The organism is Variovorax sp. 54, assembly GCF_002754375.1.
Classification (GTDB): domain Bacteria; phylum Pseudomonadota; class Gammaproteobacteria; order Burkholderiales; family Burkholderiaceae_C; genus Variovorax.
Genome location: NZ_PEFF01000001.1, coordinates 4,383,487 through 4,396,292 on the forward strand (window position 1 = coordinate 4,383,487; position 12,806 = coordinate 4,396,292).

The following is a 12,806-nucleotide window of genomic DNA, read 5'->3' on the forward strand; positions in this document are numbered from 1 at the left end:
AAAATAAACACACCATGCGCATTGCACTCACGGGCGAGGCCCTGATCGATTTCACCGCCGGCGAAGGGGGTTCGCTGGCGTTCCTGGGCCATGAGGGCGGCTCGCCGCTCAACACGGCCGTGGCCTGCGCGCGGCTTGGGCAGCCGACCGGCTTTCTCACGCAGCTCTCGACCGACCTGTTTGGCGAACGGCTCATGGCCTTTCTCGAACGCAACGGCGTCGACACCCGCCTCATCCTGCGCAGCGATGCGCCGTCGACGCTGGCCTTTGTCGAGCGCACGCTGCAGACCAACCGCTACGCCTTCTACACACGCGGCAGTGCCGACGCGACCTGGGCGCCCGAGCCGCTGCCGCAGCTGCCGGCGGAATGCCGCTTCTTGCACTTCGGCTCGATCTCGCTGCTGCAGGAGCCGGCGTCGTCGCGCATCACCGACCTCGTGGCGGCCCACACGGGGCGCTGTGTGATCGTGTTCGATCCCAACGTGCGGCCCAGCCTGATCCCGAACATGGCCGCCTACCGCGCCCGTGTCACCGAGTGGTTCGCCATGGCCGACCTCGTCAAGCTCAGTGACGAAGACGCCCAGTTGCTCGCCCCCGGGCGGCCCGTCGATGCGCTCGCGGCCGAGTGCCTCACGGCCGGCGCGCGCGCCGTGGTCGTCACGCGCGGCGGTGCCGGCGCCACGCTGTGGCGCACCGGCAGTGCCCCGCTCACCGTGGCCGCGCCGCGCGTCGAGGTGGTCGACACCATCGGCGCGGGCGACACCTTCACCGCCGGGCTGTCGGTGGCGCTGCTGGCGCATGGCGTGGCGCATCCGGCGCAACTGGCCGAACTGGGCGACGACGCCTGGCGCGCCGTGATGCGTTTCGCCGCCACCGCCGCGGCCCTGAATTGCACCCGCGAGGGCGCCGATCCACCGACGCTGGAAGCCGTTCACACGGCGCTTTCGCAGGAAGACAATGCGGCCGTCGCTTCCCGGCCCTGATCGATCCGTGCTGCCATGACAACGACCACCCGCAAACGCGCGATCCCTCGCCAACGCCAGCCCGAGCTGGAGCGCGATTTCGCGCGCTCCCCGTCGCTGGGCTACGAGGCCCCGGAAGAAACCGGCCTGGTGCGCTGCCTCGCGCACGGCTTTCCGAGCCCGCTGGTGCGTTGGCACTTCCATGAAGACTACGAGCTGCACCTGATCACCGAGACCTCGGGCAAGGCCTTCATCGGCGACTGGATCGGGCCGTTCCAGCCCGGGCACCTCGTGCTGTGCGGGCCGCGCCTGCCGCACAACTGGATTTCGCTCGACGTGCCCGAAGAAGGTGCCGCCGGGCGCGACCGCGTGATCCAGTTCCGCCACGAACCCATCGAGCGCGCAGCCGCCGAGATTCCCGAGCTGCGCGACGTGATGCCGCTGCTCGACCGCGCGCGCCACGGCATCGAGTTCTTCGGCATGTCGGCGCAGGCGCTGGCGTACTGGGACCGCATCAAGGCGGCGCGCGGCGTGCGGCGCCTGGGCCTGTTCTGCGAGTTCATGGCCGACCTGGCGCAATGCACCGACTACCGGCTGCTGTCGAGCGTGCAGATGCAGGGCGTGCAGGGCAGCGACGGCGATGCGCAGGTCGACCAGATCAACGACATCGTCAATCGCATCACCAACAACATGGCCGACTCGATCTCGATGTCGGACATGGCCGTCGAGCTGGGCATGAGCGAGAGCCGCTTCAGCCGCTTTTTCCGCCGTTCGACCGGCAACAGTTTTACCGACTTCGTGAACCGCGTGCGCATCAACAGTGCCTGTCACCTGTTGATGCAGACCGACCATTACGTGACCGACATCTGCTACCAGGTGGGCTTCAACAACGTGGCGAACTTCAACCGGCGCTTTCTCGAGATCAAGGGCATGACGCCCAGCGAGTTCAGGCGCCAGGCCGACACGCGCTTCGGCTGATTTCTTTCAAGGCGAACGCGCCTGCTCCAAAGGCGCCATCAGGGAGACGATCTTGTATCTGGGACTCGACCTCGGCACGTCCGAGCTCAAGGCGTTGCTGCTCGCGGACGATCACCGCATCGTCGGCGTGGCACGCGCGCCGCTCACGGTCGACCGGCCGCAACCGCTGTGGTCGGAACAGGCGCCCGCCCAGTGGTGGCAGGCGCTCGACACGGTCATGACCGAACTGCGCGCGGCGCATGCCGAGGCGCTGTCGCAGGTGCGCGCCATCGGCCTGTCGGGCCAGATGCACGGCGCCACGCTGCTCGATGCGGCAGGCGAGGTGCTGCGCCCGGCCATCCTCTGGAACGACGGCCGCAGCGGCGCGCAGTGCGAGGCGCTCACGCGCGCCGTGCCGCGCCTGGGCGAGATCGCGGGCAACCTCGCGATGCCCGGCTTCACCGCGCCCAAGCTGCTGTGGGTGCGCGAGCACGAGCCCGAGGTCTTCGCCCGCGTCGCGCGCGTGCTGCTGCCCAAAGACTGGCTGCGCTTCATGCTCAGCGGCGAGGCGGTCAGCGAGATGTCCGATGCGGCCGGCACGCTCTGGCTCGACGTGGGCGCGCGCGACTGGTCCGACGAACTGCTTGCCGCCACGGGGCTCACGCGCGATCACATGCCGCGGCTCGTGGAAGGCAGCGAAATCTCCGCGCTGCTCAAGTCGGAGCTGGCGGCGCGCTGGGGATTGCGCGATGGCGTGAAGATCGCTGGCGGTGCGGGCGACAACGCGGCCAGCGCGGTCGGCATGGGGCTCGTGGAGCCGGGGCAGGGCTTTGTCTCGCTCGGCACTTCGGGCGTGGTATTCGTCTCGACCGACCGCTTCCTGCCGAACCCCGCGCAGGCGATGCACGCCTTCTGCCACGCGCTGCCCCAGCGCTGGCACCAGATGTCGGTGATGCTCTCGGCCGCGAGCGCGGTGAGCTGGGCGACCAAGACCTTCAAGTTCGCGGACGAGGCGGCATTGCTCGAAGCGGCGGCGTCGATCGCGCTGGCGGACCGGGCGCGATGCCCGCTGTTCCTGCCGTACCTGTCGGGCGAACGCTCGCCGCACAACAACCCGAACGCCCAAGGCGTGCTCTTCGGGCTGACGCATGCGCACGGTCCTGCAGAGATCGCCTATGCCGTGGTCGAGGGCGTGAGCTTCGGCCTGCGCGATGGCTTCGACACCTTGCGCCTGCCGGCCGACATGCCGCTGCGCGAAGTCGCGCTCGTGGGCGGTGGTGCGCGCAGTGTCTGGTGGGGCCAGCTGCTGGCCGACATCTTCCAGGTGGAGCTCACGCTCTACGCAGGCAGCGAGACCGGTGGTGCGCTCGGTGCGGCGCGGTTGGCGTGGCTGGCCGATGGGGGCGCGGTGGCCGACGTGTGCACGCTGCCGCCGGTGAAGCAGACGCTGACGCCTTCATCCGACGGGGCGGGTGAACACAAGACGCGGCATGCGCGTTTTCAGGTGCTGTACATGGCGCTGCGCGACCAGTTTCGATAAACGTCGCGCGCAATGAAAAAGGGCCGCTTGCGCGGCCCTTTCGTTTGGTGAGCAGAGCTCAGCCGGGTATTACATACCCATGCCGCCCATGCCGCCCATTCCGCCCATGTCAGGCATGCCGCCGCCGGCGCCCGACTCGTCCTTCGGTGCGTCAGCGATCATGGCTTCGGTCGTCAGCAGCAGCGAGGACACCGAAGCGGCGTTCTGCAGTGCGGTGCGGGTGACCTTCGTCGGGTCCAGGATGCCCAGTTCGAGCATGTCGCCGTACGTGTCGTTCGCAGCGTTGAAGCCGTAGTTGCCCTTGCCGGCCAACACAGCGTTCACCACCACCGAGGCTTCGCCGCCGGCGTTGTTCACGATTTCGCGCAGGGGGGCTTCGATGGCCTTCAGCACCAGCTTGATGCCGGCTTCTTGATCGGCGTTGTCGCCCTTGACCGAGTCGCCCACAGCTTGCTTGGCACGCAGCAGAGCCACGCCGCCGCCAGCCACAACGCCTTCTTCCACTGCAGCGCGGGTGGCGTGCAGGGCGTCTTCGACGCGAGCCTTCTTTTCCTTCATTTCGACTTCGGTGGCAGCGCCAACCTTGATCACTGCCACGCCGCCGGCCAGCTTGGCCACGCGCTCTTGCAGCTTTTCACGGTCGTAGTCGCTGGTCGCTTCTTCGATCTGAACGCGCACTTGCTTCACGCGGGCTTCGATGTCACCGGCAGCGCCAGCGCCGTCGATGATGATCGTGTTTTCCTTGCCCACTTCGATGCGCTTGGCTTGACCCAGGTCGGCCAGCGTCACCTTTTCGAGCGTCAGGCCCACTTCTTCAGCGATGACCTTGCCGCCCGTCAGGATGGCGATGTCTTCCAGCATGGCCTTGCGGCGGTCGCCGAAGCCAGGAGCCTTCACAGCCACAACCTTCAGGATGCCGCGGATCGTGTTCACGACCAAGGTAGCCAGGGCTTCGCCTTCGACTTCTTCGGCAATGATCAGCAGCGGACGGCCAGCCTTGGCGACTTGCTCCAGCACCGGCAGCAGGTCACGGATGTTGCTGATCTTCTTGTCGAACAGCAGCACGAAGGGGTTGTCCAACAGCGCCGATTGCTTCTCGGGGTTGTTGATGAAGTAGGGCGACAGGTAGCCGCGGTCGAACTGCATGCCTTCGACGACGTCGAGTTCGCTGTCCAGCGACTTGCCGTCTTCCACGGTGATCACGCCTTCCTTGCCGACCTTGTCCATCGCGTCAGCGATGAGCTTGCCGATGGTTTCGTCGCTGTTGGCCGAGATGGAGCCGACTTGCGCGATTTCCTTCGACGTGGTGGTGGGCTTCGAAGCCTTCTTCAGCTCGGCGACCAGGGCCGTGACAGCCTTGTCGATGCCGCGCTTCAGGTCCATCGGGTTCATGCCGGCAGCCACCAGCTTGAAACCTTCGCGAACGATGGCTTGGGCCAGGACCGTGGCGGTGGTGGTGCCGTCACCGGCGTTGTCCGAAGTCTTGGAAGCCACTTCCTTCACGAGCTGGGCGCCCATGTTCTGCAGCTTGTCCTTGAGTTCGATTTCCTTGGCCACGGACACACCGTCCTTGGTCACGGTGGGGGCGCCGAACGAACGCTCGAGCACCACGTTGCGGCCCTTGGGGCCCAGGGTCACTTTGACTGCGTTGGCCAGGATGTTGACACCCTCGACCATGCGTGCGCGGGCTTCTCCGCCGAAGACTACGTCTTTTGCTGCCATGATGAATTAACTCCGAATGGATTGAATTTGGATGAGATCGAAAGGAGGAGAAGAATTACTTCTCGACGACTGCGAACAGGTCGTCTTCCTTCATCACGAGCAGTTCGTCGCCATCGACCTTGACGGTCTGGCCGCTGTACTTGCCGAACAGGACGCGGTCGCCGACCTTTACGGTCAGTGCGGCCAGTTCGCCCTTGTCGTTGCGCTTGCCCGGGCCCACGGCCAGGACTTCACCCTGATCGGGCTTTTCGGCGGCTGCGTCGGGGATGACGATGCCGGAGGCGGTCTTGGTTTCGCTGTCAACACGCTTGACGATCACGCGATCGGCCAAAGGACGAAGTTTCATTGCATCTCCTGGAAGGGTAAGAAACGGGTTTGTTTGTGGTCGGACGCCGGAGAAACCGGCGACCTGTCGACTGGATGGGAGGGCTGTTAGCACTCGTCAGCAGCGAGTGCTAATCATAAGGGCATTCGATGACCTTTCAAGAGCGTGGCCCTTGCCCTCGTCTCGCACGGCTGTGCTTTTACGGGGAAACCCTGGGCTGCCGGGTGCCACCGGTCGGAACGTTTGGGGTTCTTTTGTCCGGGTGAAATAAGACCACTCAGACCCATGCAGAGGCCGCGCGCGGATTGCTTCCTTGTAATCCACGTGATCGGCGATTGACGGGGCGGGCTTCCTAGAGTCGCGGCACGCCAGCTCGCAGCACCGGACGGATGTGCGCGCAGGCCGCCCGATCCACCCTTTCAATCTCCAAGGACACCATGGCTCTTACCTTCCGCAACACCGTTTTCGCTGCCTTGGCCGCATTGGCCGCCGTCGGCGCTTCCGCCTCGGGCACCCATGCCGGCGACCACGGCCATGACGATGCCGAGGCCGCCATCGGCAAGCCCGGCGTGGCCGCCAAGGTGACGCGCACGGTCCAGGTCGACATGACGGACGCGATGCGCTTCACGCCGGCGGACATCAAGGTCAGGCAGGGGGAGACGGTGCGCTTCGTCGTCAAGAACTCCGGGGTCCTGAAGCACGAGCTCGTGCTCGGGACCGAGAAGGCGCTCAAGGCGCACTACGACGCCATGAAGAAGAACCCCGAGATGGAGCACGCCGATCCGAACATGGTCACGCTGGCCGCGGGCAAGACCGGCGAGATCGTCTGGCAGTTCACGCAGGCCGGCAAGGTCGACTTCGGCTGCCTGCAGCCGGGCCACTACGACGCCGGAATGAAGGGCGCGGTGCTGGTGGGCAAGGCCGGCAAGTAAGAACCAAGAGGCGGCCGCGTGTTGAACACGCAGCCGCCCGGCACGCTCAGAACTTCGCGCGCAGCGTCAGCTGCACCTCGCGCCCCGGTCCCGGCAGGATCAGGTTGTCCACGCTGCCGTGGGCCGAGACGTAGTACTTGCGGTTCGCGATGTTCTTCAGGTTCAGCGCGATCTCGTAGCGCTCGGTCTTGTAGTTGGCCGCGAGGTCGGCGGTCAGGTACGAGGGCAGCGTGACGAGGTTGCTGAGCGAGGCATAGCGCGCGCTGACGTAGTTCAGGCCGCCGCCGGCGCTGAAGCCGTGGCCGAGGTCCTTCATGGCCCACACGAAGGCCGAGTGGCGCGGCGTGAGCGCGGCGGTCTTGCCCTGCACCGGGATCGCGGCGCCCACGGGCAGCTGCAGCGAGCTCACGGTGGCGAGCGACTTCGTCATCTTCGCGTCGAGGTACGCATAGCCCGCGCTCACGTCCCAGCGGCCCGGCAGACGGCCGTTGAGCGCAAGCTCCAGGCCGTTGGTGCGCTGCGTGCCGACGTTGATCTGGCGGCGTGGGTTGTTCGGGTCGGTGTTCTTGATGCCCGAGCGCTCCAGGTTGAACAGCGCGGTCGTGAGGTTCAGGCCGCCGTCGAGCAGGTCGAACTTGGCGCCGATTTCCTTGTTGACGGTGATCTCGGGCGCGTTGTCGATGTTGCCGGCGGACAGCGCGAAGTTCTCGCCCGAGGGCTGGAACGAGCGGCTGTACGACACGTAGTACGACTGCACCGCATCCGGCTGCCACACCACGCCGGCGCGCGGGCTGAACTTGCGGTCGGTGCGCGCCAGCGGCGCGAGCTTGCGCTCGAAGCTGGTGTCCTGCTTGAACACGTCGTAGCGTCCGCCGAGCAGCGCCTTCCACTGCGGCGCCAGCGTGATCTGGTCCTGGAAATACACGGCCGCGGTCTTGAACTCGCTGTTGCTCGGGATCGCGCCGTCGGCCAGGTACGTGGCGAGCGGAATCGGCTGCGGGTCGACCACCGGGTTGAACAGGCTCACGCGCTCGAAGCCCGTGGCCGACGACACGCTGAACAGGCGCTTGCGCTGCACGCCGAACTCGGCGCCGACCAGCCACTCCTGCTTGAAGCCGCCGATGTCGTTGCGCCAGGTCAGGTCGGTCTGGTTGAACCAGCCGCTCTCGTCGCGGTCGACGATGCCGCGCGTGCGGCCCACCGTGAGGCGCACCGGGTCGGTGGTGCCGCTGGGCAGCGTGTTGTTGCGGTCCAGGTGGTAGCTCGAGTAGCGCGTGGTGTTGCGCAGGCTCAACGCGTCGCTGAAGCGGTGGTTCAGCGTGGCGGTGAACGTCTGCACCTTGCTGGTCACGGTGTCGTCGCGCTTGCCGTGCGCGGAGCCGTAGTAGGCGCCGATGGGCACGTCGACCGGGCGGCCGTTGAGCGCCGGAATGCCGAAGTCGGTGAGGCGCTGGTCGCGCAGGTTGGTGTACTGCAGCAGCAGGTCGGTCTGCGGGCTGAACTTGATCGCCAGCGAGGGCGCGATGTTGTAGCGGTCGGTGAACTGCTGGTCGCGGTAGCTGTCCGACTTCTCGCCCGCCACGTTCAGTCGGAAGGCCATGTTCTCGCCAATGGGCGTGTTCAGGTCGATCGTGCTGCGCGTGTAGTGGTGGCTGCCCAGGCCCAGCGAGACCTCGCCGAAGCGGCGCTCGAACACGGGCTTCTTGGTCACGCGGTTGATCAGGCCGCCCGAGGAGCCGCGGCCGTAGAGCACGGCGGCCGGGCCCTTGAGCACCTCGATGCGCTCGGTGTCCGAGAGGTCGCGGAAGTACAGCGCGTCATCGCGCACGCCGTCGACGAACCAGTCGGAGATGCCGCTGAAGCCGCGGATCACGACCTGGTCGCGCTGGCCGTCGCCGTGGTTGAAGCTCACGCCCGGCACGTTGCGCAGGGCGTCCTGCATCGACACGGCGCCCTGGTCGCGCAGCAGTTGCTCGGGCAGCACGTTCACGGCCTGCGGCACGTCGCGCAGCGGCGCGCTGCCCTTGGTGGCGGTGCTGGTGGCGGCGGGGGCATAACCCTTGTCGTCCTCGGCGCTGACGGTCACTTCCTTCAGGGTCGAGGCGGTGGCGGCGGTCTGCGCCAGGGCGGCGCCCGAGAGCGACGCGAGGGTGGCGGCGGCCAGCAGGGAAAGGGGCCACAGCGGGCGCGAAGAGGTGGCAGTGCGGGAAGAGGGCTTCATGTTGTCCAGTTTTTTTAAGGCGGCGTCGCGCACAGGCAGCCGCGCACGCGCACGCACAACCCGTCGTCATGGGACGCTGGGCGATGTCGTGCCTTGCCTTGAAAAAATCTGGGTGAGGCGGGGGCCGGGCAGACGGAAGGAAGCTCCGTCGTGGCACCCCTGGGTGACGGCCGCTGGAGGCGGCGAATGAATTGTAAAGTTCTAGATGCGAGTTGTTCGCATCTGTGGCAAGAATGAGACGAGCGACCGCCGGCTCACAGCTGGTCGGTCGGCACGAACCACGAGAACAGCAGCAGCTGCAGGCGCGTGAGCATGCTGGAGTCGGGCTCGCTGTCGAGCACCTCGTTGTGTACGTCGCCGGTGCCGATCCACTGCACGTTCTGGCCGTCGGGCTTGAGCACGACGCGGTACACGCCTTCCATGTCGTCCAGCTGGTAGGCGAAGAGCAGCGCCTGCGTGAGCTCGAAGCTGCGCACGCGCACGCCGAACTCGGTGTTCAGCAGGGCCGAGCGCGGGTCGAGGTTCATCGAGCCGAGCAGCACCCACTGGCGATCGACCAGCGCCAGCTTGGCATGCAGGCGTCCGCGCGCCTTCTTGAGCAGGCTGCGGAACTGGCCGCTGCGCTTGAGCTGCTGCGTGCTGACCTCGTACAGGTTCACGCCCAGCTTGAGCATGTCGACGCGGTAGCGGTTGTAGTTGATGTTCACCAGCGGCTCGTCGCTGTCGGCCAGCGAGTTGGTGACCACGGTGATGCTCAGGCCGTGCTCGCGACCCATGCGGATGCGCTCCATGCCCTCGTCGCCGGGAATGAAGTAGGGCGAGATCACCACCACGTTCGACTTCGCAGCGCCCAGCATCTCGTGAAAGCGCTGCGCCAGCGATTCCTGCGGCTGGACCATCTTGCCCAGGGCCTTGTTGGGGCTGTCGGCGGTGGCGGCGGCTTCGGCGCGGATCCAGCGCGTCTCGCCCATGTTCGCGAGCTGCGCGCCCAGGGGCAGGTCGCCCAGCAGGTCGGTGGCGGCCAGCGGGTCGGGCAGCGGTGCGAAGGCGGGCGAGGTCGCCGTATCGAAGGCAGCCTTGAGTTCGTCGGGCGTGAGCGTCGTGCCGGCCATGCGCTGCAGCGGGTAGACGACGTCGCTGTTCCAGTAGGTGTCGAAGATCCCGGCCGACTGCGCCACCACCGGGCCGGCCAGCAGCAGCTCGAAGTCGATGAAGTTGGCGCTCTCGCTGCGCAGGAAGTACTCGTCCGCGAGGTTGCGCCCGCCGGCGATGGCCAGGGCGCCGTCGGCGATGAACAGCTTGTTGTGCATGCGGTGGTTGAGCCGCCGGAAATCGCCGAAGAACTCCAGCCAGCGCATCGACGAGTGGTCGCGCGCGTTCACGAAGGGGTTGAACAGCCGCACCTGCGCGTTCGGCTCGGCGGCCAGCCCGAGCAGCAGGCGGTCCATGCCCGCCGTATAGAAATCGTCGAGCAGCAGGCGCACGCGCACGCCGCGCCGGGCGGCGTCGCGCAGTTCGCGCAGCAGCAGGCGGCCGGTCTTGTCGTTGCCGAGCTGGTAGGTCTGCACGTCGAGCGACGACTGGGCGCGCCGGATGAGCTCCAGCCGCGCGTCGAGCGCGAACGAGGCCTCGATCAGCGGTCGCATGCTCGAGAGCCCGTCGGGCGGCGAATCCAGGCTGGCGGCGGCGCGGCCTAGCGGGGTGGCGGGCGAGGCGGGAATGGCCACCGAGGGCGGCCCATCGGGCAGGCGCGGCGGCAGTCCGGCGCAGCCGGTGAGCACCAGCACGGCCAGCACCAGCGCCGGGCCGCGCAGCGCGGGAAACAACGAGGCGAGGAGCTTGAGCATGGGGCCTGTCAGCGCACGCAACGGCATGCGGGCGGGATCGTAGCTCGGCGGGTGCGGGCAACCGCGGCGGTTTTGCAACGCTTCGCCCCCGTGTGCTGGAAAACCCGGGGAGCGAGACTCTCTTGACAATAGAATACGAATAGTTATCAATAGTATTCAGTAGACGATAAAAACATGGAAAGAATCTTCGCGCGGCGCAGGGCCGCTTCGGTGCTGGTGGGCTGTCTGGCGATCTACGCGCAGCATCAGGTGTTGGCGCAGACGAGCGGCACGGGGTCGCTCCCTGAAGTGCGGGTCGATGCGAACGCCGAAGCTGAAACCGCCACCTCGCCCGTGATCGGCTACCGCGCGAAGAACGCCGTCACCGCCACCAAGACCGACACGCCGCTGTCGGAAACCCCGCAGTCCGTCACCGTGATCACGCGCGACCAGATAGTCGACCAGGGCGCCAACAGCCTGCAGGACGCCCTCAACTACGCGGCGGGCGTGCGCTCCGATGCGTACGGCCTGGATTCGCGGACCGATTCGATCCGTGTGCGCGGCGCCTTGCCCGACATCTACCTCGACGGCCTGCGCCAGGCCTACGGCTACTACACGAGCACCACGCGCACCGAGCCCTACACGCTCGAGCGCCTCGAAGTGTTGCGCGGCCCCTCGGGCATGCTGTTCGGCGCGGGCACCGCGGCGGGCGTGGTCAACATGGTCAGCAAGCGACCGCTGCAGGAGGCCCAGCGCGAGGTGGGCGTGCAGTTCGGCAGCTTCGGCCGCAAGCAGGTGCAGGCCGACTTGACCGGCCCGCTGAACGCCGACGGCTCGCTGTCGTACCGGCTGATCGCGCTGCAGCGCAAGTCGGATTCGCAGGTCGACCACGTGCCCGACGACCGCAGCGTGATCGCGCCGTCGCTCACCTGGCGCCCCAACGCCGCGACCTCGCTGACGCTGCAAGGCCTGTGGCAAAAAGACAAGAGCGGCAGCAGCTCGCAGTTCCTGCCGTGGGAAGGCACCTTGCTGCCGAACGCGAACGGCCGCGTGCCGGCCAGCCGCTTCATCGGCGAGCCCAGCGACTACTACAACAGCGAGCGCCAGACCTTCGGCTGGCAGTTCGAGCACAAGTTCAACGACAGCTGGACCGTGCGCCAGAACTTCCGCTACGCGAAGAACGAAAACGACAACCGCTACCACTACGGCGGTGCGTTCAGCGGCTTCGACAGCTGGTCGACCGACCCGATCTTCAAGCGCGTGTTCCCCCGCTACTACGACAGCCAGCTGACGCGCAACCGCACGCAGACGCTGGACAACCACGTCGAAGGCCACTTCCAGACCGGCGCGCTCAAGCACACGTTGTTGATCGGTACAGACTTCGCGCGCCAGCGCGAGAACGTGTGGGGCGGCACCACGGCCGACACCATCGACATCTACGCGCCGGTGTACGGCCACCTCGACGAGCCCGAGCGCGTGGCACGTCCGCGCACCCGCCAGCGCCAGACCGGCCTGTACCTGCAGGACCAGATCAAGCTCGACCACTGGATCTTCGTGGCCGGCCTGCGCCATGACCGCGCCGTGTCCAGCGCCGCCGGCAGCGACGAGGAAAAGAGCAGCGCCACCACCAAGCGCCTGGGCGTGATGTACGCCCATCCTTCGGGCTGGTCGCCGTACCTGAGCTACAGCGAGTCGTTCACGCCGCAGTCGCCGCGCGAAGGCCGCATCTTCTCGCCGCTGCGCGGTGAGCAGTGGGAAGCGGGCGTCAAGTACGAGCCCAAGGATCGCGCCCTGGCCTTCAGCGCCGCGGTGTACGACCTGCGCGAGAAGAACCAGATCGTCGAAGAACGGCCGAACGTGTTCTCGCAGCGCGGCCTCACCAAGACCCGGGGCGTGGAGCTGGAGGCCAAGGGCTCGGTGGGTTCCAACCTCGACCTGATCGCCCACTACAACTACACCGACGCCGACGCGCAGATCGAAGGCCTGCCCAAGCACCAGGCCAGCTTCTGGGCGAAGTACAAGTTCTCGGTGGCCGGCATGAACGGCTTCTCGGCCGGCGCCGGCGTGCGCGTGATGAGTTCGTTCCGCGACACCCAGTTCGGCACCGGACCGCGCATCCCGGGCGTGGCATTGGCCGACCTGGTGTTTGCTTACGATACGGCCCAGTGGCGCTATGCGCTCAACATCAACAACGTGACGGACAAGGTGTACTTCAGCACCTGCCTCTCGCGCGGTGACTGCTGGTACGGTGCGCGACGCAACATCGTGGCGAGCGCCACCTACCGCTTCTAGCCTTTTCCCACCCAACGACACACGACGAC

General features: G+C 66.9%; 9 protein-coding genes. 5 read left to right on the top strand and 4 right to left on the bottom strand.

What is annotated here, in order from left to right; translation table 11 throughout:
* Positions 1–14: 14 nt before the first annotated feature.
* From CLU95_RS20210 to xylB, 3 genes are read left to right on the top strand one after another with little or no spacing between them, the layout of a single operon-like run.
* On the top strand, positions 15–983 hold the full coding sequence (locus CLU95_RS20210; RefSeq protein ID WP_099795247.1) for a carbohydrate kinase family protein: 969 nt from the start codon (positions 15–17) through the stop codon (positions 981–983).
* A gap of 15 nt (positions 984–998) precedes the next feature.
* Entirely contained in the window at positions 999–1,940 is a 942-nt protein-coding gene (locus CLU95_RS20215; protein ID WP_099795248.1) for an AraC family transcriptional regulator, read from the top strand.
* A gap of 52 nt (positions 1,941–1,992) precedes the next feature.
* Positions 1,993–3,459: a xylulokinase gene (gene xylB / locus CLU95_RS20220; RefSeq protein ID WP_099795249.1), complete on the top strand. Its 1,467-nt coding sequence runs from the start codon at positions 1,993–1,995 to the stop codon at positions 3,457–3,459.
* Positions 3,460–3,528: 69 nt separating this feature from the next.
* Here xylB and groL read toward each other — a convergent pair whose 3' ends face one another.
* Together groL and CLU95_RS20230 are read right to left on the bottom strand one after the other, a co-directional pair.
* Entirely contained in the window at positions 3,529–5,181 is a 1,653-nt protein-coding gene (gene groL / locus CLU95_RS20225) for a chaperonin GroEL (protein WP_099795250.1), read from the bottom strand.
* Between the two features lie 55 nt (positions 5,182–5,236).
* Positions 5,237–5,527, bottom strand: coding sequence for a co-chaperone GroES (locus tag CLU95_RS20230; RefSeq protein WP_056572926.1), 291 nt, complete (start codon positions 5,525–5,527; stop codon positions 5,237–5,239).
* Positions 5,528–5,943: 416 nt separating this feature from the next.
* On the opposite strand from CLU95_RS20230, the gene CLU95_RS20235 reads away from it, so the two are divergent.
* Positions 5,944–6,438: a cupredoxin domain-containing protein gene (locus CLU95_RS20235; RefSeq protein ID WP_099795251.1), complete on the top strand. Its 495-nt coding sequence runs from the start codon at positions 5,944–5,946 to the stop codon at positions 6,436–6,438.
* Between the two features lie 46 nt (positions 6,439–6,484).
* Here the strand turns inward: CLU95_RS20235 and CLU95_RS20240 are convergent, their stop codons facing one another.
* Together CLU95_RS20240 and CLU95_RS20245 are read right to left on the bottom strand one after the other, a co-directional pair.
* Complete coding sequence (locus tag CLU95_RS20240; RefSeq protein WP_180288649.1) at positions 6,485–8,659, bottom strand: TonB-dependent receptor; 2,175 nt, start codon at positions 8,657–8,659, stop codon at positions 6,485–6,487.
* A 254-nt stretch (positions 8,660–8,913) separates the two neighbouring features.
* Entirely contained in the window at positions 8,914–10,506 is a 1,593-nt protein-coding gene (locus CLU95_RS20245; protein ID WP_099795252.1) for a phospholipase D family protein, read from the bottom strand.
* A gap of 174 nt (positions 10,507–10,680) precedes the next feature.
* On the opposite strand from CLU95_RS20245, the gene CLU95_RS20250 reads away from it, so the two are divergent.
* Positions 10,681–12,777, top strand: a complete 2,097-nt coding sequence (locus tag CLU95_RS20250; RefSeq protein WP_099795253.1) for a TonB-dependent siderophore receptor — start codon at positions 10,681–10,683, stop codon at positions 12,775–12,777.
* The last annotated feature ends 29 nt before the right edge of the window (positions 12,778–12,806 follow it).